General features: G+C 63.3%; 23 protein-coding genes and 1 pseudogene. 11 read left to right on the forward strand and 13 right to left on the reverse strand.

Annotated features, from left to right (window positions below):
- Positions 1-4: 4 nt before the first annotated feature.
- Positions 5-1,333: a T3SS (YopN, CesT) and YbjN peptide-binding chaperone 1 gene (locus tag BFN03_RS19685; protein ID WP_157109661.1), complete on the reverse strand. Its 1,329-nt coding sequence runs from the start codon at positions 1,331-1,333 to the stop codon at positions 5-7.
- A gap of 236 nt (positions 1,334-1,569) precedes the next feature.
- On the opposite strand from BFN03_RS19685, the gene BFN03_RS19690 reads away from it, so the two are divergent.
- On the forward strand, positions 1,570-2,079 hold the full coding sequence (locus BFN03_RS19690) for an O-acetyl-ADP-ribose deacetylase (RefSeq protein ID WP_070381110.1): 510 nt from the start codon (positions 1,570-1,572) through the stop codon (positions 2,077-2,079).
- A 36-nt stretch (positions 2,080-2,115) separates the two neighbouring features.
- On the opposite strand, the gene BFN03_RS19695 is transcribed toward BFN03_RS19690, so the two are convergent.
- Entirely contained in the window at positions 2,116-2,817 is a 702-nt protein-coding gene (locus BFN03_RS19695; RefSeq protein ID WP_070380434.1) for an HAD family hydrolase, read from the reverse strand.
- Between the two features lie 283 nt (positions 2,818-3,100).
- Here BFN03_RS19695 and BFN03_RS19700 point away from each other — a divergent pair, with 283 nt between their 5' ends.
- The gene (locus tag BFN03_RS19700; protein WP_070381111.1) at positions 3,101-3,391 is read left to right on the forward strand and encodes an ANTAR domain-containing protein; all 291 of its coding nucleotides are present in this window, start codon (positions 3,101-3,103) and stop codon (positions 3,389-3,391) included.
- 65 nt (positions 3,392-3,456) lie between these two features.
- The gene (locus BFN03_RS19705) at positions 3,457-4,563 is read left to right on the forward strand and encodes an NDMA-dependent alcohol dehydrogenase (protein ID WP_070380435.1); all 1,107 of its coding nucleotides are present in this window, start codon (positions 3,457-3,459) and stop codon (positions 4,561-4,563) included.
- Here BFN03_RS19705 and BFN03_RS19710 read toward each other — a convergent pair.
- The 6 genes from BFN03_RS19710 to BFN03_RS19735 form a co-directional block, all read right to left on the reverse strand.
- Positions 4,557-5,555, reverse strand: coding sequence for an LLM class flavin-dependent oxidoreductase (locus BFN03_RS19710; protein WP_070381112.1), 999 nt, complete (start codon positions 5,553-5,555; stop codon positions 4,557-4,559). The two genes, BFN03_RS19705 and BFN03_RS19710, sit on opposite strands and share 7 nt — an antisense overlap.
- Before the next feature lie 109 nt (positions 5,556-5,664).
- Entirely contained in the window at positions 5,665-6,648 is a 984-nt protein-coding gene (locus BFN03_RS19715) for an LLM class F420-dependent oxidoreductase (RefSeq protein WP_070380436.1), read from the reverse strand.
- Positions 6,649-6,714: 66 nt separating this feature from the next.
- Complete coding sequence (locus tag BFN03_RS19720; protein WP_084385707.1) at positions 6,715-7,698, reverse strand: LLM class F420-dependent oxidoreductase; 984 nt, start codon at positions 7,696-7,698, stop codon at positions 6,715-6,717.
- Between the two features lie 58 nt (positions 7,699-7,756).
- A complete protein-coding gene (locus BFN03_RS19725) occupies positions 7,757-8,740 on the reverse strand; it encodes an LLM class F420-dependent oxidoreductase (RefSeq protein ID WP_084385708.1) in 984 nt (327 codons plus the stop codon).
- 75 nt (positions 8,741-8,815) lie between these two features.
- A complete protein-coding gene (locus BFN03_RS19730) occupies positions 8,816-9,799 on the reverse strand; it encodes an LLM class F420-dependent oxidoreductase (RefSeq protein WP_070380439.1) in 984 nt (327 codons plus the stop codon).
- Positions 9,800-9,863: 64 nt separating this feature from the next.
- Positions 9,864-10,151: a helix-turn-helix transcriptional regulator gene (locus BFN03_RS19735; RefSeq protein ID WP_070380440.1), complete on the reverse strand. Its 288-nt coding sequence runs from the start codon at positions 10,149-10,151 to the stop codon at positions 9,864-9,866.
- A 111-nt stretch (positions 10,152-10,262) separates the two neighbouring features.
- On the opposite strand from BFN03_RS19735, the gene BFN03_RS19740 reads away from it, so the two are divergent.
- Positions 10,263-10,865, forward strand: a complete 603-nt coding sequence (locus BFN03_RS19740; RefSeq protein WP_084385709.1) for a CBS domain-containing protein — start codon at positions 10,263-10,265, stop codon at positions 10,863-10,865.
- 5 nt (positions 10,866-10,870) lie between these two features.
- On the opposite strand, the gene BFN03_RS19745 is transcribed toward BFN03_RS19740, so the two are convergent.
- The 3 genes from BFN03_RS19745 to BFN03_RS19755 form a co-directional block, all read right to left on the reverse strand.
- Positions 10,871-11,854 carry an LLM class F420-dependent oxidoreductase gene (locus BFN03_RS19745; protein WP_084385710.1) on the reverse strand — a complete coding sequence of 328 codons (984 nt, stop codon included), beginning with the start codon at positions 11,852-11,854 and terminating at the stop codon, positions 10,871-10,873.
- Between the two features lie 55 nt (positions 11,855-11,909).
- Positions 11,910-12,893, reverse strand: coding sequence for an LLM class F420-dependent oxidoreductase (locus BFN03_RS19750; RefSeq protein ID WP_084385711.1), 984 nt, complete (start codon positions 12,891-12,893; stop codon positions 11,910-11,912).
- Between the two features lie 71 nt (positions 12,894-12,964).
- On the reverse strand, positions 12,965-13,948 hold the full coding sequence (locus BFN03_RS19755) for an LLM class F420-dependent oxidoreductase (RefSeq protein WP_070380443.1): 984 nt from the start codon (positions 13,946-13,948) through the stop codon (positions 12,965-12,967).
- Positions 13,949-14,107: 159 nt separating this feature from the next.
- On the opposite strand from BFN03_RS19755, the gene BFN03_RS19760 reads away from it, so the two are divergent.
- The 3 genes from BFN03_RS19760 to BFN03_RS19770 all read left to right on the forward strand — a co-directional run bounded on the left by BFN03_RS19760 (position 14,108) and on the right by BFN03_RS19770 (position 16,957).
- Complete coding sequence (locus BFN03_RS19760) at positions 14,108-14,590, forward strand: nuclear transport factor 2 family protein (protein WP_070380444.1); 483 nt, start codon at positions 14,108-14,110, stop codon at positions 14,588-14,590.
- Positions 14,590-15,351 (forward strand): SDR family NAD(P)-dependent oxidoreductase, encoded by a 762-nt coding sequence (locus BFN03_RS19765; protein ID WP_070380445.1) that lies wholly within the window; start codon positions 14,590-14,592, stop codon positions 15,349-15,351. Before BFN03_RS19760 ends, BFN03_RS19765 begins: the two co-directional genes overlap by 1 nt.
- Before the next feature lie 70 nt (positions 15,352-15,421).
- Positions 15,422-16,957 carry a phospholipase C gene (locus tag BFN03_RS19770; protein WP_070380446.1) on the forward strand — a complete coding sequence of 512 codons (1,536 nt, stop codon included), beginning with the start codon at positions 15,422-15,424 and terminating at the stop codon, positions 16,955-16,957.
- Here the strand turns inward: BFN03_RS19770 and BFN03_RS19775 are convergent.
- Positions 16,925-18,334, reverse strand: coding sequence for an amino acid permease (locus BFN03_RS19775; protein ID WP_070380447.1), 1,410 nt, complete (start codon positions 18,332-18,334; stop codon positions 16,925-16,927). The genes BFN03_RS19770 and BFN03_RS19775 overlap by 33 nt on opposite strands.
- A 217-nt stretch (positions 18,335-18,551) precedes the next feature.
- Between BFN03_RS19775 and BFN03_RS19780 the strand changes: the two genes are divergently transcribed.
- Positions 18,552-19,628: a PQQ-dependent sugar dehydrogenase gene (locus BFN03_RS19780; RefSeq protein WP_070380448.1), complete on the forward strand. Its 1,077-nt coding sequence runs from the start codon at positions 18,552-18,554 to the stop codon at positions 19,626-19,628.
- Positions 19,629-19,635: 7 nt separating this feature from the next.
- Here BFN03_RS19780 and BFN03_RS19785 read toward each other — a convergent pair whose 3' ends face one another.
- Positions 19,636-19,962: a hypothetical protein gene (locus BFN03_RS19785; protein WP_070380449.1), complete on the reverse strand. Its 327-nt coding sequence runs from the start codon at positions 19,960-19,962 to the stop codon at positions 19,636-19,638.
- 736 nt (positions 19,963-20,698) lie between these two features.
- Here BFN03_RS19785 and BFN03_RS19795 point away from each other — a divergent pair.
- The 3 genes and pseudogenes from BFN03_RS19795 to BFN03_RS19805 all read left to right on the forward strand — a co-directional run bounded on the left by BFN03_RS19795 (position 20,699) and on the right by BFN03_RS19805 (position 22,758).
- Positions 20,699-21,892, forward strand: coding sequence for an HpcH/HpaI aldolase/citrate lyase family protein (locus tag BFN03_RS19795; RefSeq protein ID WP_070380451.1), 1,194 nt, complete (start codon positions 20,699-20,701; stop codon positions 21,890-21,892).
- A 46-nt stretch (positions 21,893-21,938) separates the two neighbouring features.
- A pseudogene (locus BFN03_RS19800) lies at positions 21,939-22,235 on the forward strand (RidA family protein); the annotation flags it as partial.
- Between the two features lie 76 nt (positions 22,236-22,311).
- A complete protein-coding gene (locus BFN03_RS19805) occupies positions 22,312-22,758 on the forward strand; it encodes a PPOX class F420-dependent oxidoreductase (RefSeq protein ID WP_070380452.1) in 447 nt (148 codons plus the stop codon).
- Positions 22,759-22,808: the final 50 nt, after the last annotated feature.

The following is a 22,808-nucleotide window of genomic DNA, read 5'->3' on the forward strand; positions in this document are numbered from 1 at the left end:
CCGCTCAAGAATCGGGCTTGTTCGCGGCCGGCGCCGCACGTGTGGGGTGCGGGAGTGCAATCACCCGTAGCGCCGATCGCAGCGATTCATAAGTCTTCGCCCAAGCCCGCGCCTCATGGTCGCATGTCGCTGCCTCCTCCGGATCACCCTCGCCCCGAGCTGTTTCCGCGAACTCACGCCAGCTGATCTCCTGTTCCTGTGCGATCGTCAGGTACTCGAGGATCGCGTCGCGGTCGTTGCCACACACAGCTGCGACTTCGTCTCCGCTCAGCGACCCGGACCCGTTGGGATCTAGGTGGAGCATCGTCAACAGGGCGGGTGGAAGATCTTCGTCGTCATCATCGTCATCGGTTGATGCGCTCGACGGAACGTTGTCGCCGCAGCTGCGGCGAGGGCCGTCGGCGAACCGGGAGCCGTCGAAACGTGCAGCGAACTGGGCGTCGACTGAAGGCACGAATGCGCTGAACCGGTTGAGTGCATCGACGAGGTGGCGGGGGACGAACGGATTCGCGGAGACGTCGATCGACGCGTTCAGCCGGTCCTCGTCGAGGGTGAACCGGATACCGGGCCAGCGTCTGGTGAGGTCGCAGACATTCTCGGCCGCCCGGGTGCGGCCGGCGATCCCGTACAAGAGGGGCACCCACACCCGTACCAGCGGTTGGCTCGGGTGCGCGATGACCAGCACTGACTGGTCGTCCAGTTTCAGGATTACGTCGCTGTCCTCATCGACGTCGGGTCGGAAACCAAGGGCCTGTTCGACGGTGCGAGCGACGAGGTTCCGGAGCTGATCTGGATCTTCGGGAACGACGGCGGTGGTGTCGTCGAGACCGATGGGGTCAGGTCTCGACTCGGCCGCGTGCGAGTCGATATCGGAATTGGCTCCCTCGAGTGTGCCTGCGATCTCGGTAAGGATGAAGCTGGGATGCGGTACGTTCCAGATCTCGCGCAGCGTGGTTACGGTCATCGCAGCGAGTTGGTCGGCCCATCTGCGCTCTTTGTCGACGAAGAACGCGGGTGATCCCTCGTCGGGTTCATCGTCGACCAGTCGTGTCGGGCGATCCCACCCCAGCTCTACCAAGCGCTGCTGGGTCTCGGGTGCGAGTGCGTAGCGGGGCGCGAGGTACGCGTTCGAGGGCACCTCGGCGCGCACGTATTCGTCCCCCCAGATCAGGAATTGGACGTACGGTGTGAAGCCGTCGACGGTGCTCTCCTCGATCCATTCGAGGATTAGGGTGTCGTCGTTCTGCATCGCGGAGAGGTGGTCGGCGAGTTTGCGCTGGAACATGATCCAGGACTGGTCGATGGCTTCGTCGAAGCTGGTGCTATCGAACAAGTTGCCCCCTTCTCTGTCGGGCTCGTACACCAGGACTTGCTGCTGGCCGATGCGTTCGAGCCGTGCCGGTTTCAACGTAACGCGCCGGGCCGACAATTTCGGCAACGGCAGGCCGGTATGAGGACGGCCAATCCAAGATCGTCCTGGCGGCGTCGGTAGGCACTTCGAGACGTGGTTGTCGCGGGACGCCCGCGGCTGCGACGGTGGAAGATTGCTACTACAGCGAAGGAGCGTGTATGCCCATCATCGACATTGTCCAGGGAGACATCACTACGCAGCGCGTAGACGCCATCGTCAACGCGGCCAACTCCTCACTTCTCGGCGGTGGCGGGGTGGACGGTGCGATCCACAGGCGGGGCGGCCCGGCGGTCCTCGCGGCGTGCCGGGCGCTGCGCGACACGACACTGCCGGACGGACTGGCGGAGGGGGCAGCCGTCGCGACGACGGCAGGGGAGTTGCCCGCGAAATGGGTGATTCACACGGTCGGACCGCGCTACTCGCGGCGCGACGACCGCAGTCACGTGTTGCGGTCGTGCTACCGCCGCAGCCTCGAGGTCGCGGACGGGCTCGGCGCCGCTACGGTCGCGTTCCCGCTCATCTCGTCGGGTGCGTTCGGGTGGCCGCAGGACGACGCTGTGCTGCAGGCCGTCGAAGCGGTCGGAAGGACTCGAACGAACGTTGACGTCGTCACGTTTGTGGCATTCGATCAGCTTGTCGCCGACCTTCTGCGTAGCGCGGTCCGATAGCCGCGCTACTACGCCGTGGTCGGGCGGAAATGTGTTCTAGTGGATCCCGTTTCGATGCAGGGCATCACGGAGTCCGGTCGGACGTTCCGCCAGAGGGAGTGGTTCGACGAGCGCGAAGGCGCAGCCCAGCTTTCGTGCGGCTCCGTCAGCTTTCTCGCTGTCCCCGACCATCAGAGTGCGCGAGGGATCGGCGCCGAGTTCGGCGAGCGCGATCTCGAAGATTCTCGGATCGGGTTTCACCGCGCCTACCTCGAACGACAGCACGAACTGGTCGATGAGGTGCTCTACCCCCAAAGCGGCGAACGTGGCACGGATATCGAATGCGATGTTACTGAGCACCCCGACCTTGATGCCGTGGCCGTTCAGCGTCGCGAGCACCTCGGCTGTGTCGGGGTACGCGCTCCAACTTCCTGGATCGAGCGACCGCTCGTACAGCCGTACGGCCTGGTCTTCCCGCGCGACCCCGGACTTTCGCAGCACGGTGAGGTAGGCCTGGCGGTGTAGACGCGGGTCGAGGTCTCGATTCGTCCAGGCGTGGTGTTCTGCGGCATTCATCTCGACGGGCTGGCCTACGGGTGCCGTCATGCGTCGCATCAACTCGGCCTGGTGGTGGACGTCCAACGGTTCGCCATTGTGATCGATGAGACCGGACATCCAGCTCTCGTCTTCTTCCAACCGGAAGAGTGTGCCGGAGAAATCGAAGAGCACGGCATCGAAGCTGACGGGTTTTGAGGACACGTTGCCAGGTTACGGATATCGACCTCTTCTTGCCTGCGGCGCTGGACGAGGTCGGACGCGAGATGTAGGAGCGTGACCGCCCTCCGGGTACCGATTGGTAGAACTCGACAGTAGGAAATGGCTTCGAAGGATTGCTTGCCGAAGCGCGTATACTGCTGGTGAAGAGCAACTTTGGGATTGATATCGATTCGATGACGAACGCGGCCTGTTCGTGATCTGGTGTGGTGTGATGGGCGTACCCGTGAACGACAACGCCGCGTGGCGACACCTCAGAGGCGGAATCTTGACGATCGAAGCTCGTGGCGAGACCCGTGCTATGCGGCACCTGTCCGCGCTGGATGCGGCGATTGAGATCCTGGCTGTGGCGCGTGGGAAAGCCTATAGCGCCGATCAGGCGTTCGATGAACTTCTCGACACCTCGATGCGTCATCAAGTCGATCTCGGAGATCTTGCGGAGGCCCTGGCAGACATCGCGCTGAATGTGCCGGCTGCCGCCGGCGACCGTCGCCGCGCCCGTGACGTGGCCACGCAAGAGTGGGGAGAACTGCTGCAAAGCGGTTCGTTGCCTGGCTGATCAGCTCCTTCACAATCAATTGCCTTCACAACGCACTGGTGAGTGTCAGTCAACGAGGAGAAGGCATGAAGACCAAAGCAGCCGTGCTGTTCGAAGCGCACAAGCCGTTCGAAATCATCGAGCTCGATCTGGATGGGCCGGGTCCCGGCGAAGTTCTCATCAAATATGCCGCCGCAGGACTGTGCCATTCCGATTTTCATCTGATCGACGGCGCCCTGGTACCGCGGTTCCCGATCGTCGGTGGCCATGAGGGTTCCGGAATCATCGAAGAAGTCGGCCTCGGGGTCACCAAGGTCAAGCCCGGCGATCACGTGGTCTGCAGCTACATCCCGAACTGCGGCACCTGTCGCTACTGCTCCACTGGCCGGCAGAACCTGTGCGATCTGGGCGCGATGATCCCCGAGGGTTCGATGCCCGACGGCTCGTTCCGGTTCCACGCGGGCAAGGAAGACTTCGGCGGCATGTGCATGCTCGGTACTTTCTCTGAGCGAGCCACCATCTCGCAGCATTCCGTGGTGAAGGTGGACGATTGGCTTCCGCTGGAGACGGCTGTGCTCGTAGGCTGCGGCGTACCAGCCGGTTGGGGCACGGCGGTGTACGCGGGAGGTGTCCGTGTGGGCGACACCGTCGTCATCTACGGCATCGGGGGACTCGGAATCAACGCTGTGCAGGGTGCGGTAAGTTCCGGCGCCAAGTATGTAGTGGTCGTGGACCCAGTGGCGATGAAGCGGGAAACCGCGTTGAAGTTCGGTGCCACCCACGCCTTCGCCGACGCGGCCGAGGCCGCACAGAAGGTCCACGAGCTGACCTGGGGTCAGGGCGCCGATCAGGCCCTCATTCTGGTCGGGACCGTCGACGAAGAGGTGGTCCAGAACGCGACCGCCATCATCGGAAAGGGCGGCACGGTGGTCATCACCGGTCTCGCGGACCCCACCAAGCTGACGGTTCACGTCTCGGGTGCCGACCTCACCGAGAACCAGAAGACGATCAAGGGCTCACTGTTCGGCTCGGCCAACCCGCAGTACGACATCGTCCGATTGCTGCGCCTCTACGATGCCGGACAACTCGAACTCGACGAGTTGATCACCACCAAGTACACGCTCGAGCAGGTGAACGAGGGTTACCAAGATCTGATGGACGGCAAGAACATTCGTGGTGTGATTGTCTACTGACCACTCACTTTCGCCGCGTGCCACACGTCCGCGATCAGATCGTAGGACCGCAGCCAGGATTCGCTGTCTTCGGTATAGGAGGCGATGATCAGTTCGTCTGCCTGTGCGTGTTCGGCGAACTCTTCGAGGTAGGCCTTCACCTCGTACGGAGTCCCGGCCGCCGAGTACCGCCACCTCTGCTTCATCTGCTGACCGGCTGGGGACGACATGATCAGGTCGACCTCCTCGGGGCTGAATGTTTGCCCGTGCCCGACCAACTGCACTACTCGCCGCCGAACTGCCGACTCGAACTGCCGGTGTGCTTCGGCGGTGGTGTCCGAAGCGATGGCGTTGACACCGGCAATCACGTACGGCTCGGACAGCTGCTCGGATGGCTCGAAACGCTCCCGGTAGAGCGTGACGGCGTCGACCAGCGCGTCCGGTGAGAAGTGGGATGCGTAGGCATAGGGGAGTCCGAGTTTGGCGGCTAGCTGTGCACCGAACAGTGAGGACCCGAGAATATATAGCGGGACGTTCGTGCCCTTGCCGGGAATGGCTTCGACGCCGGGCACACGCGACTTTCCCGCGAGGTATGCCTGAAGTTCCAGAACGTCCTGTGGGAACCGATCGGCCGAGGCAGGGTCGCGACGCAGGGCGTACATGGTCTTCTGATCGGTTCCGGGTGCCCGTCCGAGTCCGAGGTCGATCCGACCGGGATGCAGGGTTTCGAGTGTGCCGAACTGCTCGGCAATCGTCAGCGGCGCGTGGTTGGGCAGCATGATTCCGCCGGAACCGAGTCGGATGCTCTGGGTGTGTGCCGCGACGTGGGCGATGAGGACGCTCGTCGCCGACGAGCCGATTGATGCCATGTTGTGGTGTTCGGCGTACCAGATTCGGCGGTAGTCACGGGACTCCGCGAGTTGCGCCAGCGCAACGCTGGCATCGAAGCTGTTTCGTGCCGCGCCGCCTTCGGGGATGTAGGCCAGATCCAGAATCGACAGCACTGTACTCACGGACATCATTCCCTTTCGTCACCGAGCAGACGCGACTCATCAGAGGCTCACGCGTCACCCCGCATTACAACCGGCGCGCGACTACCGGTATTCCGGGACGCGCAAGCGGTCACATATCGACTAGGGGCCGAAACGATCGGCCCGCCAGTTCGACGATGCCGGGCTCGTGGCCGTTGCACGAGAGGTTGAGGATGATGCCGTCGACGCCCTTGTCCACAACGCGGGTCTGCAGTTGTTCGGCGACCTCGTCGGGGTCGCCGCAGAACATTCGAGCGGTGGCCGCGGCGCGTTCGGTGTCCGAGGCCGTGGACAGGTCGACACCGAGGCTGAGCAGGAAGTCGTGCTGGAGCTTCCGGGCGCGATCGCCGTTCTCGTCGATGATGACGAACGCCAGGTAACTCGTCTCCAGGGTCGAGCGGTCGCGGCCGATCTCTTCGCACCGTTTCTCGAGGGCGTCGAGTTTGCGTGGCAGCTCGCTCTGGCCGCAGGTGATGTTGAGGTGGTCGGCGAAGCGGGCGGCGAGGGCGAAGGTCTTCTTCTCGCCGGCTCCGCCGAGCATGATCGGCAGGTCGTCGCGGATTCGTGGTTCGTTGATCGCGGTTTCGACGTGGTACCACTTGCCGTCCACAGTGGGTCGTTCGCCGTGGAGCATCGGCGCGATGATCTGCAGGGCCTCGTCGAGGCGTTCGAATCGGTCGGTGACCGTGCCGAACTCGTAGCCGTACTGCACGTGCTCGAGTTCGAACCAGCCCGCGCCGATGCCCAGGACGGCCCGTCCGCCGCTCGCGACGTCGAGGGTGGACACGCACTTCGCGAGCATGGCTGGGTTGCGAAAGGTGTTACTGGTGACCAGCGCGCCCAGCTGGATCGTCTCGGTGGCCGTGGCTAGCGCACCGAGCGCGGTGTAGGCCTCGAACCTCGGTTCCTCGGGTACACCGAATGTCGGCGTTTGATAGAAGTGATCCGCCACGAACGCGGCATCGAAGCCCGCAGACTCGGCTTCTCGGGCTTGGGCGGCGATGGTGGGAAGAAGGTCGGCAGCGGGGATGTGGTAGTTGATATTGGGTATCTGGTAGCCGAGGCGAATGGTCATGTCACCGACCGGTCCGTTGTCGGAATTGTGCGAATCGCATCTGCCGCGCGCGGGTTCGACCGTACGTCATGCGCTGACCAGCGGGTGCAGCGTGCGGCCGGTCAGTTCGACAACTCCAGGCTCGTGGCCGTTGGCGACGAGGTTGAGGATGATGCCGTCGATGCCCCTGTCCAGGATGCGTGTCTGGACCTGTTCGGCCACCTCGTCAGGGGCACCGCAGAACATCCGGTCGGTGGCGGCGGCGCGCTCGGCATCCGAGACTTTGGACAGGTCGACACCCTGTCGGAGCAGGAGGTCGTGCTGGAGCTGGCGGGCACGATCGCCGTTCTCGTCGATGATGACGAAGGTCAGGTAACTGGTTTCCAGCGTGGACCGGTCGCGGCCGATCTCCTCGCACCGCTTCTCGAGGGCCTCGAGCTTGCGTGGCAATTCGCTCGCATTGCAGATGATGTTGAGGTGGTCGGCGAAGCGGGCGGCGAGGGCGAAGGTCTTCTTCTCACCGGAACCGCCGAGCATGATCGGCAGATCGTTGCGGATTCGTGGTTCGTTGATCGCGTTCTCGACGTGGTACCACTTGCCGTCGAAAGTCGGACGCTCGCCGCGGAGCATCGGCGCGATGATCTGCAGGGCCTCGTCGAGGCGTTCGAATCGGTCGGTGAACGTGCCGAACTCGTAGCCGTACTGCTTGTGCTCGAGTTCGTACCAACCCGCGCCGATACCGAGGATGGCGCGGCCCCCGCTGGCGACGTCGAGGGTGGACACGCACTTCGCGAGCATCGGCGGGTTGCGGTAGGTGTTCCCGGTGACCAGCGCGGACAGTTGGATCTTCTCCGTGGCCGTGGCCAGTGCACCGAGAGCGGTGTAGGCCTCGAGCATCGGTTCGTCGGGCGCACCGATACCGGGCAGCTGATAGAAGTGATCCATTACGAAGGCGGTGTCGAAACCCGCGGACTCGGCTTCTCGGGCCTGGGCGATGACGGTCGGGAACAGGTCCGCAACGGGGGTGGAGTAACTGAAGTTCGGCATCTGATAACCAAGTCGAATAGTCACGTATTCAACCGTACTCGTCTTCGGGCATACGCGAATCGCATCTGTCGTGTGTGGGTTGTTACCCGCAGACCAGCGGGCGCACCGTTCTGCCGGCCAACTCCACGACGCCGGGTTCGTGGCCGTTAGCGACGAGGTTGACGACGATGCCGTCGACGCCCTTGTCGAGAACGCGGGTCTGCAGTTGTTCGGCGACTTCGTCGGGGTCGCCGCAGAACATTCGGTCGGTGACTGTCGCGCGCTCGGTGTCCGAAACGGTGGACAGGTCGACGCCTCGGCCGAGCAGGAAGTCGCGCTGGAGTTTCCGGGCGCGGTCGCCGTTCTCGTCGATGAAGAGGTACGCCAGGTAGCTGACTTCGAGTGTGGATCGGTCGCGGCCGATCTCCGCACACCGCGCGTCGACGGCGTCGAGCTTGCGGGGCAACAAGCCCCCTCTGCAATGAATGTTGAGGTGGTCGGCGAATCGGGCGGCGAGGGCGAAGGTCTTCTTCTCGCCGGAACCGCCGAGCATGATCGGCAGGTCATCGCGGATTCGCGGTTCGTTGATCGCGGTTTCGACGTGGTACCACTTGCCGTCGAATGTCGGACGCTCGCCGCGGAGCATGGGCGTGATGATCTGGAGGGCTTCGTCGAGGCGTTCGAATCGGTCGGTGAGCGTGCCGAACTCGTAGCCGTACTGTTGGTGTTCGAGTTCGTACCAGCCCGCACCGATGCCGAGGACGGCGCGCCCCCCGCTGGCCACGTCGAGTGTGGACACGCACTTCGCCAGCATCGGCGGGTTGCGGTAGGTATTGCCGGAGACCAGCGCGCCCAACTGGATCTTCTCGGTGGCCGTGGCCAGAGCGCCGAGCGCGGTGTAGGCCTCTACTACCGGTTCGTCTATTTCACCGACATTGGACGCTTGATAGAAGTGGTCAATGATGAACGCGGCATCGAAGCCTGCGGACTCGGCTTCCCGGACCTGCGCGATGACAGTCGGGAACAAGTCCGCGACGGGGGCCGAGTAACTGAGGTTCGGCATCTGGTAGCCGAGTCGAATACTCACTGGACCGACCGTACTCAGATCGGCCGTAGTCGGGCTTGGTGCACGTCGTGGCGGTCGCGCGGGTTCACCGGTGGGTTATCCGTGGACCAGCGGGCTCAATGTTCGGCCGGCCAGTTCGACAATGCCGGGCTCGTGGCCGTTGACGACGAGGTTGAGGATGATGCCGTCGACGCCCTTGTCGAGAAATCGGGTCTGCAGTTGTTCGGCGACTTCGTCGGGGTCGCCGCAGATCATCTCGTCGGTGGCTGCGGGGCGCTTGGCGTCCGAGGTCGTGGACAGGTCGACGCCCCGGCTGAGCAGGAAATCGTGCTGGAGCCTTCGGGCACGGTCGCCGCTCTCGTCGATGATGACGAACGCCTGGAAGCTGGTTTCCAGGGTCGAGCGGTCGCGGCCGATCTCTTCGCACCTTTTCTCGAGGGCGTCGAGTTTGCGTGGCAGTTCGCTTTGGCTGCAGGTGATGTTGAGGTGGTCGGCGAAGCGGGCAGCGAGGGCGAAGGTTTTCTTTTCTCCGCCACCGCCGAGCATGATCGGCAGATCGTCGCGGATTCGTGGTTCGTTGATCGCGTTCTCGACGTGGTACCACTTGCCGTCGAGGGTGGGCCTGTCGCCGCGGAGCATGGGCGTGATGATCTGGAGGGCTTCGTCGAGGCGTTCGAATCGGTCGGTGAGCGTGCCGAACTCGTAGCCGTATTGCGAGTGCTCGGGTTCGAACCAGCCCGCGCCGATGCCCAGGACAGCACGACCGCCGCTGGCCACATCCAACGTGCTCACCGCTTTGGCCAGCATCGGCGGGTTGCGGAAGGTGTTGCTGGTGACCAGCGCTCCCAACTGGATCTTCTTCGTGGCTGTCGCGAGCGCACCGAGCGTGGTGTAGGCCTCGGGCATCGGCTCGTCGAGTGCACCGAGTACCGGCGCCTGGAGGAAGTGGTCCATGATGAATGCCGCATCGAAGCCAGCGGATTCGGCTTCTCGCGCCTGGGCGATGACGGTGGGGAACAGCTCTCCGATTGGAGTGGAATAGCTGAATTTCGTCATCTGGTAGCCGAGGCGAACAGTCACCTGATCGACCGTACTCGTCCTTCCCTGAGTGCGACCCGGGAGAACGCCGCTGGCGGGACGCGACCTACTCTTCGCCCGGCTTGTCTTGCAGTACGGCGAGAATCTCGCCGATGGCGTGGTCGCGCTCGAGGGGATGCCGCAGCGGCAGGGTCGGATCGAGTTGGTACCGATTGCGCCTGCCGACCTTCTCTCGCTTCAAGTAGCCCGCATCCACGAGATCGGTGACGATGCGCTGCGCTGCGCGTTCGGTGATGCCTACTCTTTCGGCGAGGTCGCGGTGCCGAATCCCGGGATCGTGAGCGACGCACAGCAAGACATGTGCGTGATTGGTCAGAAAGGTCCACGACGCCATCACCGCAGGCTACAACACTCATTCAAGAATCATTATTGACGAAATATAATTCGGTATTTATTATTCGTGATATACGAAATCGAGTGAGGTCCCTCGGAGGCGCAGAAGATCATGCGAGTTCACGACGTGATGCAGCGGCCAGTGACCACCGTGCTGCAGTCCAGTGGCGCCCGGCAGGCGGCTGTCTTGCTCGCCGAACACGGTTGGGCGGCGCTACCGGTGACCGATGGTGACGGTCACCTCGTAGGAATGCTGACCAGTGGCGACCTACTCCGTGCGGGGACTCCCTCGCCGCCCGACATCACAGTCGGTGCCGCGATGACCTCCCCAGCGGTGGCGATCGCAACGTACCAAGACCTCGCCGAGGCCACGAAAATTCTTCTCCAACACGGTTTGCGGAGTTTGCCCGTGGTTGATGACGACGGGCAGGTAACCGGAATCCTCAGCCGCGGCGACCTGATTCGGCTGATGCTCAAGCCCGACGAAGCGATCGCCGTAAGCGCTCAAACACGCCTCGACGATTACACCGGCACGCGTCGCTGGCACGTGAGTGTCTCCGAGGGAAGCGTCACCGTCGCAGGTTCCTTCGTCGACGACTCTGAACGGCGCATCGCCATCGCCCTCGCCAACACCGTTCCGGGCGCACGCTCGGTAACCACTGCCGGTCACCCGCCAGGTATCGAGCAGCGAGAGCGACTCAGGAGGCCACCTTGAGTGGGTTACGCCTCGACCAGCGGGCGCACCGTGTGCCCTGCCAACTCCACGATCCCGGGTTGGTGGCCGTTGGCGAGAAGGTTGAGGACGATGCCATCTATACCCTTGTCGAGAACACGGGTCTCGAGCTGTTCGGCCACTTCGTCGGGTGCGCCGCAGAACATCCTGTCGGTGGCCGCGGCGCGTTCGGCCTCCGAGGCTGTGGACAGGTCGACACCCAGGTCGAGTAGGAATTCGCGTTGGAGTTTCCGGGCGCGGTCGCCGTTTTCGTCGATGAAGACGAACGCCAGGTAGCTGGTTTCGAGTGTGGACCGGTCGCGGCCGACCTCAGCACACCGCGCGTCGAGGGCGTCGAGCTTGCGGGGCAACAAGCTTGTATTGCAGTTGATGTTCAGGTGGTCGGCGAAGCGGGCGGCGAGGGCGAACGTCTTCTTCTCGCCGGAACCGCCGAGCAGGATGGGCAGGTCGTTGCGGATTCGTGGTTCGTTGATCGCGTTCTCGACGTGGTACCACTTACCGTCGAGGGTGGGCCTTTCGCCGCGGAGCATGGCCGTGATGATCTGCAGGGCCTCGTCGAGGCGTTCGAATCGGTCGGTGAGCGTGCCGAATTCGTAGCCGTACTGCCGGTGTTCGAGTTCGAACCAGCCCGCGCCGATACCGAGGACGGCGCGACCCCCGCTGGCGACGTCGAGGGTGGACACGCACTTCGCGAGCATCGGTGGGTTGCGGAAGGTGTTGCCGGTACACAGTACGGAGAGCTGGATCTTCTCCGTTGCCGTCGCCAACGCCCCGAGGGCGGTGTAGGACTCGAGCATCGGTCTGTCGGGCTCGCCGAGTGTGGAAGTTTGATAGAAGTGATCCACCGCGAACGCGGCATCGAAGCCCGCGGATTCGGCTTCACGTACCTGGGCGATGACGGTCGGGAACAGGTCTGTGACGGGGGTGGAGTACCTGAAGTTCGGCATCTGGTAACCGAGGCGAATTGTCACTCGATCGACGGTACTTCTCTCTGTGCCCGTTTTACCCGTGTTTGCCGAGGGTCGGTTACGGGGCGACCAGAGGTCGCACTGTGCGGCCGGCCAACTCCACGATTCCGGGCTGGTGGCCGTTGGCGACGAGGTTGACGATGATGCCGTCGATGCCCTTGTCGAGAACGCGGGTCTGCAGTTGTTCGGCGACCTCGTCGGGGGTACCGCAGACTTGCTGTGCGGTAGCCCATGCACGTTCGGCGTCCGAGGCCTCGGCCAGGTCTACGCCGAGGTCGAGTAGGAAGTCGTGCTGGAGCTTTCGGGCGCGATCGCCGTTCTCGTCGATGAAGACGAACGCCAGATAGCTGGTTTCGAGTGTGGACCGGTCGCGGCCGACCTCAGCACACCGCGCGTCGAGGGCGTCGAGCTTGCGCGGTAAGTCACTTATGGCGCAGATGATGTTCAGGTGGTCGGCGAAGCGGGCGGCGAGTGCGAACGTCTTTTTCTCTCCGCCACCACCGAGCATGATGGGCAGATCGACACGAATTCGCGGTTCGTTAATCGCGCTTTCGACGCGATACCACTTGCCTTCGAAGGTGGGCCTGTCGCCGCGGAGCATCGGCGCGATGATTTGCAGAGCCTCTTCGAGGCGTTCGAAGCGTTCGGCAAACGTACCGAATTCGTAGCCGTACTGCTGATGTTCGAGTTCGTACCAGCCAGCGCCGATACCGAGGACGGCGCGACCCCCGCTGACCACGTCCAAAGTACTTACCGCCTTTGCGAGCAGGGCCGGATTGCGGAACGTATTGCTGGTGACCAGTGCAGCGAGTCCGATCTTCTCCGTGGCGGTGGCCAGCGCGCCGAGGGTGGTGTAGGCCTCGGGTCTCGGTCCTCCTGCCGGACCGAGCGCGGGCGTCTGAAAGAAGTGATCCGCCACGAAGGCGCAGTCGAAGCCCGCGGACTCGGCTTCGCGCGCCTGGGCGATCATGGTCGGAAACAGGTCCGCGGCAGTGGCCGAATATGTGAACTTCGGCATCTGGCAACCAAGGCGGATGGCCACGTGATCGACGATACTCGTCTGACGTGCACGTCAGGGCGGTAGTTGTCGAGGTGCAGGGCGTCGAGAGTGGGTTAGGCCTCGACCAGCGTGCGCAACGTGCGACCGGTCAACTCGACGATTTCGGGCTGGCGGGCGTTGGCACCGAGGTTGAGGACGATGCCGTCGATGCCCGGTTCGAGGACACGGGTGTCGATCTGTTCGGCGATTTCGTCGGGTGCGCCGCAGAACATCCTGTCGGTGGCCGCGGCGCGTTCGGCCTCCGAGGCTGTGGACAGGTCGACACCCAGGTCGAGTAGGAATTCGTGCTGGAGTTTCCGGGCGCGGTCGCCGTTTTCGTCGATGAAGACGAACGCCAGGTAGCTGGTTTCGAGTGTGGACCGGTCGCGGCCGACCTCAGCACACCGCGCATCGAGGGCGTCGAGCTTGCGGGGCAGCTCGCTCTGGCCGCAGGTGATATTCAGATGGTCGGCGAAGCGGGCGGCGAGTGCGAACGTCTTCTTCTCGCCGGAACCGCCGAGCAGGATGGGCAGATCGTCACGGATCCGTGGTTCGTTGATCGCGTTCTCGACGTGGTACCACTTGCCGTCGAGGGTGGGCCTGTCGCCGCGGAGCATCGGGGTGATGATCCGGAGGGCCTCGTCGAGGCGTTCGAATCGGTCGGTGAGTGTGCCGAACTCGTAGCCGTACTGCGTGTGCTCGGGTTCGAACCAGCCCGCGCCGATGCCGAGCACGGCGCGGGCCCCGCTGGCCACGTCCAAGGTGCTCACAGCTTTGGCGAGCAGAGCCGGATTGCGGAAATTGTTGCAGGTAACCAACGCGGAGAGTTGGATCTTTTTCGTGGGGGTGGCCAGCGCGCCGAGGGTGGTGTAGACCTCCGGCATCGATCTGCTGGGCTCGCTGAGCGTGGGCACTTGAAAGAAGTGATCAGCCAAAAAGACGCAGTCGAAGCCGGCGGACTCTGCTTCACGTGACTGGGCGACGATCGTGGGGAACATGTTCTCGGCAGGAGCCGAATATGCGAACTTCGGCATCTGATAGCCGAGGCGGATGGTCACCTGATCGACGGTACTCGTCTGCGCCCAGGTATAGAGCCCTGGCAAATCCTGCTCGTCTACCGGACCGCTGGCGGCGATTCCCGAGTTCGATCTCTACCCCAAATGATTGTGGTAGAACGGGTATCAGTTTTTTTGGGGGATGGACGAAGGGTGAACGTAGTGGATCTCGAGGCCGTCGCCGCGATCAGCCGGCTCAAGTACACGTACCTTCGCGCACTCGACACGAAGTGTTGGGACGAGTTCGCAGACACATTGCTCCCCGACGTGACGGCAAGCTACGGCGAAGACCTCGCCTTTGACTCGCGGGACGCGCTCGTCGAGTTCATGAAATCAAGCCTGGGACCGCAAACCATCACCGAGCATCATTGCGGCCACCCCGAGATCGACGTGGAGGGCGACACGGCGACGGGGCGGTGGTATCTGTCCGACACCGTCTTGATCCCGGAACGCGGTATTGCGCTGTGCGGTGCCGCGTTCTACTCCGATCGGTACACCCGTGGCACGGACGGGCGGTGGCGCATCGCGCACACGGGTTACGAGCGCACGTACGAGGCGATGATGTCGCTGTCGGATATGCCCAGTTTTCGGTTGACATCCAATCGTATGGCGGCGGAATCGGATTCAGGCAACGGAGCCGTGTGATGGGGACACTGGACGGCAAGGTCGCGCTGATCACGGGGGCAGGTCAGGGTGTTGGGGCGGGGATGGCGTTTGCGCTGGCCAAGGAGGGTGCCCGGATCGCGATCGTCGGGCGGACAGAGGCGAAACTCGTCGACACGTGTTCTGCCATTGCGGGGTTCGGGGGCGATGCCGAACCGATCGTCTGCGACATCAGCAAACGTGAGCAGTTGGCACCGATGGTCGAGCGCGTCGTGGACCGGTTCGGTGGACTCGACATCTTGATCAACAACGCAAACGCCAGCGCGCTCGGGCCACTCCTCGAGATCACGCCGAAACTCCTCGACCGCGCGATGGCCGTGGGCCCCGTGGCGACCCTGTTCCTCATGCAACTGTGCCATCCACATCTCAAGGCGCGTGGCGGCGGGTCGATCATCAACCTCGTGAGTTCCTCGGCCGTTCGGTGGGACACCAGCGGGTACGGGCTGTACGCGGCCACCAAGGAGGCAATGCGCTCGCTCACCCGGACGGCAGCCAGCGAATGGGGACCTGACGGCATTCGCGTCAATGCGGTTGCACCGCACGCGTTGTCCCCTGGCCTGAAGTGGTGGACGGAGAACTATCCGGACGAGGCCGAGGAGTTCGTGAAGTCCATCCCGCTCGGCCGAATCGGGGACTGCGAACAGGACATCGGGCGCGCCGTCGTCTTCCTAGTCGGATCTGACGCCGGATATCTCTCAGGGGCGACCATTCCGCTCGATGGCGGGCAGGCTCGCTGGAGTTGATTCGCCCCCGAGGTGGTGCCAGGAGAATTCACCCGGCGAGCAACTTCCACCGCGACTACCATCAGGGGTCGTGACTTCGGCATCGGAGATCTCGCGTCGCAAGTTCCTCGCCTCCGCAGCGGCGGCGGGTGGTGCCGCATTCCTCAGTTCGTGGGCGGGCCCGGTCATCGACCGTGCCTATGCGTATGACCCGGGTGGTACCGGGTCGCTCGGCGACATCGAGCACTTCGTGCTTCTCATGCAAGAGAATCGTTCGTTCGACCACTATTACGGCACCCTGTCGGGAGTGCGAGGCTTCGACGACCCGTCGCCGGCGTGGAACCAGTATGGATATGCGCCGGGGGAGGGGCCGACTCCCGACGGTTACATCAATCCGTTCCGGTTGGACACCAATCAGGGCCCGCACCTCGACGGTGAGTGCATCAACGATCCGACCCACACGTGGGGCTCGCAGCACGATGTCTGGAACGGCGGTGCAATGGACCAGTGGTTGCCGGTCCACATCGCGAATGCGGGGCCGCTCAACGGCCCTGCGACAATGGGCTATTACACCCGTGCCGATATTCCCGTCCACTACGACCTCGCCGACGCGTTCACGATCTGCGACCACTACTTCTGCTCGGTGCTCGGTCCCACCGACCCGAACAGGTTGTACTGGGTCAGCGCGACGATCGACCCCGACGGTCGAGCCGGCGGCCCGCTCGTCGAGACGCCGACGCTGATTCCCAAGCTCGTCTACTCCTGGCGCACCTACCCGGAGAACCTGCAGGAAGCAGGAGTCAGTTGGAAGGTGTACGCGAACAAGGATGTCGGCCCGGTGTCGAGCGTCTTGCTCGACGGGATGCTGGGCTCGTTCACGCAATACGGCGACCCGACGTCCGATCTCGTGCGTCGCGGCATCGATCCGATCTACCCCAACGACTTCCGCGCCGATGTCGAGGGCGGTACCTTGCCGTCGGTGTCCTGGATCGTCCCGAGCGTCTTCACGTGCGAGCACCCGGCGTTGCCTCCGGCCGGGGGAGCGGTCGGGATCGTCGAGGTGCTCGACATTCTCACTTCGAACCCCGAGATCTGGGAGAAGACGGCGCTGATCATCAGCTACGACGAGAACGGTGGGTTCTTCGACCACGTCCCGCCACCCACGGCACCCCCAGGCACACCGGGGGAGTTTCTCACCGTGCCGCTCGACTCGGTCTCGGAGAGCGACGGCAACCCGGGGCCGATCGGCCTCGGGTTCCGAGTGCCTGCGCTGATCATCTCGCCCTACAGCCGGGGCGGCCTGGTCGCATCCGACACCTTCGATCACACGTCGCAACTGCGGCTACTCGAGACGCGGTTCGGCGTCCCGGTCCCCAATCTGACCGAATGGCGCCGCGGAGTCACCGGCGACATGACGTCGGCGTTCGACTTCGGTTCTGCGCCTGACGTCGGTGTGCCCGCGATGACCGACCCCGGGCCTCGGCTGCAGGCTGCCATCGCGCAGTGCGGTGTCAATGTTGTCGCCGGAACGTTGAACGTTGGTGCGCCGTATCCCGTTCCGCCGAACTCGATGCCGGTGCAGGAACAATCACCGCTAAGGCGACGCCCCAGCGGGCTGGTCATGTAGCGAGGTATCAGGCTCCCCAGTGGAAGTTCCGTTTCGGTGACGGTGGACCCCGAGTCCGACCACGACGATGGCGAGCGCCAGCGACACGTACATCTGACTCCTGGTGTCGGGAATGACGATCATCCCGACGCAGAGGACGATGATGGCGGCGATCGTGGCCCAGGTGAGGTACGGGAACAGCCACATCTTCAGCTTCAGTTCCCTCCCCTCACTATCGAACTGACGTCGCATTCGCAGTTGCGAAACACAGATCGTCAGCCATACAAACAGCGCGATCGCGCCCGACGAGTTGACGAGGAACAGGAACACCGTGTCCGGATACAGATAGTTGAGGACGACGGTGAGGAACCCCACGATCGTAGAGACGAGGACGGCCGTGCGCGGAACGCCGGAGGAACTGATCCTACCCAGTGCGGGTGGGGCATCCCCGCGGCGTGAGAGCGAGAAGATCATGCGGCTTGCCGTGTAGAGGCCGGAGTTGAGGCAGGACAGAACCGAGGTGAGGACGATGAAGTCCATGATGTTGCCCGCCGCCGGAATGCCGAACGAGTCCATGACTGCGACATACGGGCTCAGTGCGACCGATGCGTCGTCCCACGGGAGAAGCGTGACGACGATAGCGATCGAACCGATGTAGAAGATCAGAATGCGCCACACCACGGAGCGCACCGCACTGCGCACCGCTGCGACCGGGTTCGCGGATTCGCCCGCAGCGATGGTCGCGATCTCGGCGCCGAAGAACGAGAACACGACCACGAGAATCGCGGCGAACAACGCACCGGAACCGTTGGGGAACAGCCCGCCGTGACCGGTGAGGTTGGTGAATCCGGGAGCTTCGACGCCGGGCAGGAAGCCGAATATGGCCAGAACGCCGAGGACGATGAAGATGGAGATGGCTGCGACCTTGATCGATGCGAACCAGAATTCGAATTCGCCAAAGGACTTCACAGAAGCGATATTCGTCAGGGTGAGCACGATCATCATGATCAGCGCCCAACTCCACTGCGGGACTTCAGGGATCCAACGGTGCATGATGAGCGCGCCCGCCGTCGCTTCGATGCCGAGTACCAGAATCCAGAACCATGCGTAGAGCCAGCCGATACTGAATCCGGCCCACGGCCCGATCGCCCGGTCGGCATAGGCCGAGAACGATCCGGTGTCGGGATTCGCGGTTGACATCTCGCCGAGCATCCGCATCACCAGGATGACCACGAGGCCGGCAAGTGCGTACGCGAACACCACGCCGGGCCCGGTCTCGCGAATCGCGGCGCCGGATCCGACGAAGAGGCCAGCCCCGATCACCCCGGCGATAGCAATCATCGAGAGGTGGCGCTTTTTCAGTGTGTGTTGAAGTTGTGGATCCGCGGTGCCGGACATTGCTCACTCCCTCCGGGCTCACTCTCCTCGGCGCAACATCAGGTCGGATGTGAGTCGCGCATCTCGAGGAGTGTATGCCCGCGTCGGCGGTTGACGGAACCCACATTTCGGTGAAATTTCGGCCTCTGAAATGGACAAATGGCCTATCTCGCCCCCACCGCACCGCCCTGCAGGGGACGATGATTGTCAGAGGAGTTACGCGACGGGAGGACCTCTCATGAGACGGCGACTCTTGGCGGTCGCGGCGGTGCTTGCGGTGGTGGGATCTGCGGGATGCCAGTCGGACGGGAATTCGCAGGCGTCGTCGACCACTGGGGCAGCGGCCGTTGCCGACCCCACCGTGATCGCGGAAGACCTCGAAGTGCCGTGGGGGATAGCATTCCTTCCCGACGGGACGGCACTGATTGCCGAGCGCAACAGCGGCAAGATCCTCCAACTGCAGGCGAACGGGGAAGTGTCTGATGTCGGGACCGTGCCCCGAGTAGCAGCACGGGGCGAATCGGGACTGCTCGGCCTTGCCATCTCACCCACTTACGACACAGACCGGACGATCTACGCGTACCTCACCACCGCCGATGACAACCGGGTGGTGGCGCTCCGGTTCGACGAAGACGGACTCGGAGCACCCGATCCGATCCTGACGGGCATCCCCGCCGGGACCATCCATGACGGTGGCAGGATCGCCTTCGGACCCGACGGAGCGCTGTACGTCACCACCGGCGAAGCCGGCGACAAGCCCCTCGCGCAGGACCCCGACTCGCTCGGCGGCAAGATCCTGCGGATAGGCGCCGATGGATCGATCCCCCAGGACAACCCCACACCGGGGTCCCCGGTGTGGTCACTCGGGCACCGCAATGTACAGGGGTTGGCTTGGGACGACGCCGGTCGACTGTGGGCGACGGAGTTCGGGGCAGATACCTGGGACGAGCTCAACCTGATCGAACCTGGGAACAACTACGGATGGCCCGATGTGGAGGGCATTGCGGGTATCGACGGCTTCACCGACCCGGTGCTGCAGTGGCGCCCCAGCGAAGCGTCACCGTCCGGGCTGGCTTTCGTCGACGGCTCGTTGTGGGTAGCGGCGCTGCGCGGCGAACGACTGTGGCAGATCCCGGTGGGCGTCGACGGTTCGCTCGGCGAGCCGCAGTCGCTCTTCGAGGGCGAGTACGGGCGACTACGCACAGTCGTCGCTACCCCGGACGGCTCACTGTGGTTCACCACGAGCAACCGCGACGGTCGCGGCACGCCCGCAGATACAGACGACCGCATTCTCGAAATCTGGCCGGCTCGGTGATCGGTGGTCAGGACCAAGGCTGGACCGGCGGTTTCGCCCACATGATTTTCTCGTCGAGGTGAGCGGGAGTCGCAGCGGGATGGTCGGGGTGTCGAGCCGCCCACCCCGACTTCTGCGCGAGCATCTCGGCAACGATGTTCCAGGTCTCCATGGTGCTCGGCGGGTTGATTTCTGCCGCGCGGGCAAGCTTTCGCCGTGCGCTGTCGGTGAGGTCGAGTAGTTCCTCCCCGCTGATCCCCCTGTCCCAGACGTACTTAGCCAGACCGATCGCTTTCTCCCGTCGCCTCCGCGCTGCGCCGTCCGTGTGTGCGAAATCAACTTCCTGAGGTTCCATGCTGTCTCCTCGTGCGCGTCAACGGATCCGCCCGGGGTTGCTGCCCCGGGCCAGGGGTCTGGAGCGGCAACAAGGTGTGAATCAGGTCGATCACAACCGGATCGTCGGAATTATCGCCGATGACCGGAATCCATCGCCACTCGTGTCGCACCTTCGAAACGGCCATCCGGTAAGGCGCAGCACAGGGGCGATAAGTTCGGCCACCTCGACGCCGTCAGCCACCGTGCATACGCCCGGCCCGTCGATCTTCATGTCCGATTCGGTCCAGTGTTCGTGCACTCTAAGAAATGAGTTGCGTTGAATGCAAAGAAAATTGCGCTTCGGCTCACTCCTGTTAGCTTCGGATACGATCATTGTCCACCGCCGACGGGCTCTGCGTCAGCATCGCTGAGTTATGGGCAGACCGAGTTCCGAAGCACATACCGAGTTGCCGGGAATAGCGACGAATCAGCTTGTAGGCCAATGATTTCTGCCCGTATCGATTCGATCGACATCCTCGTGTTCGAGGGTAGATTTCCTTGCCGGCGCGATAGTGGCCTGCGAAATCGAACCCCTTGGAATGACCGCAAGAATTCCCGCTCAGCGGACGCTGAATCGACCCGTTGACGATGAACTATACCGATGCTAAACAGGAGTGGGTCAAAGCACAATCCTTATCGCACATAGCGCATCTCATCTCTTGAGACCTCAGTTCGGCGCGGTTCGGGGGCGGTGGGAGCACTAGAACGGACCCAGCATGACTATTACTCAAACTCGGGCGTTGGAGCCGGTGCGGCATTTCCACCACCTTGATCCCGAAACGCATAAGCGGCTGTTTCTGCGCTCCCCGGAAGCGCTCGGTCCGGACGAGGACCGGACGGTACTCGCCGTTGCCTTGGGGGCCACGTTGTACGTTCCTGCCACGAGGCCAGATCTCGCGGAGACCATCCTCCGCAGGTCCGGGGACGGCGTGTGCTCGATGATCATCGACCTCGAGGATGCTCTCGCCGACCGCGATGTGGAGGCCGGGCTTCTCAATGCCGTCGAGGCGCTCGATCGGATCGCGATACTCGGGGGTGCGCGCATGCAGCTATTCGTGCGAGTTCGGGTGGCCGAAGATATTCGCCGCATCTGCAGCCTCTTGACCGACGGTACGCAGGTGCTGTCGGGGTTCGTGATTCCCAAGTTCGGTAGCGCCACAGCGGTGGGGTTTCTCGACGAATTGGTTTCGATGTCGGAACGCCTGGGCAAGCGGTTGTACGCAATGCCCGTGCTCGAGTCGACAGAGCTGATCAATCGCGAGACCCGCCACGACGAACTCGTCAGGATCTCCGCGTTGGTCGACGAACACCGTGCCCGGATTCTCGCCGTGCGCATCGGGGCCACCGATATGTGCGGTGCGTTCGGCATCCGTCGCGACCGCGATCTGACGATCTACGAGGTCCGGGTGGTTGCGGATGTCATCGCCGAGATCGTCAATCTCCTCGGTCGTGCAGACGGCACCGGTCACGTGATCACCGGACCGGTGTGGGAGTACTTCGCCGATCGCGAGCGGCTGTTCCGGCCCACTCTTCGCACCGCCCCCTTCGAGAAACACGACATGGTGCACTTTCGTCAGCAGTTGGTCAGCAGCGACATGGACGGGTTGTTGCGCGAAATCGCACTCGACCGTGCCAACGGTATTCAGGGAAAGACGGTCATCCATCCGACGCATGTCGCTGCCGTCCATGCGTTGTCGGCCGTTACACATGAGGAGTACCAGGATGCTCTCGACATCCGTGGCGGTGAGAGCCGCGGGGGCGTTCGACCGTCGAAGTATCGCAACAAGATGAATGAAATACGACCGCACCTGGCGTGGGCCGAGAGAACACTCATCCGAGCGCGAGTGTTCGGCGTCACCAATGAGGGAGTGACGTTCGTGGACCTGTTGACCGCATCGGGTGTCCAATGACCTCGTATGCCTCGGTGCGTGAAATAAGTTGGGGCGCAATGTCTCTCTCGACCCCGCCACCAACAGGTACGTCGCTCGAGGCGACGTTCGTGGGCAGACCCACCGCACCCTGGCGAATGTGAAGGCGATCCTCGAAGCCGGCGGCGCAACAGTGGGGGACGTGCTGATGTTCCGCGTCTATCTCACCACGCGAGACGACTTCGCCACGATGAACGATGTGTACGACGAGTTCATAAAGGAAAATGTGCCGAGCGGCCAGTTGCCGTGTCGAACCACCGTGTTCGTCGGACTCCCTCACGAGGACATGCTGGTCGAGATCGACGCATTGGCCGTCATGGGGTAGAAGCGAGCGCGGCGTTCGGCGTAGCAAGGTGTTTCAGAAGCGGGACACCGGTTCGGTACATGTGGTTGGGTGAATCATGAGCCTCGATGTGAATGAAGCGCAGCGTCCGTTGCTCGACCTGGTCGCCTCACACAATCGCGGGGTCCTGGTCACGATCAAACGTGACGGACGGCCACAGTTGTCGAACGTGGCCTATACCTGGGACTCCGACACGTGCACGGCACGGGTGTCGGTGACGGCGGATCGAGCCAAGACCCGCAACGCCGCACGCGACCCGCGCGTGTCGTTATACGTCACCACCGCCGATTTCTGGAGCTACGTGGTGGTAGACGGTGATGCGGAACTGAGTGCGGTCGCGACCGATCCGCACGACGCTGCAGCCGACGAACTCGTCGAGGTGTACCGGATCGTCTCGGGCGGTGAGCACGACGACTGGGACGAGTTCCGTCGTGCGATGGTCTCCGATCGGCGACAGGTCCTCCGACTCCGTGCGACGCACGTCTACGGCACCCAGATGTCCTGAGTGTCTGCTCCGTCTGACCGGTGACGGTCACAGAGCCGGCGGCAGTGCGT

This window comes from Rhodococcus sp. WMMA185 (assembly GCF_001767395.1).
Classification (GTDB): Bacteria; Actinomycetota; Actinomycetes; order Mycobacteriales; family Mycobacteriaceae; genus Rhodococcus_F.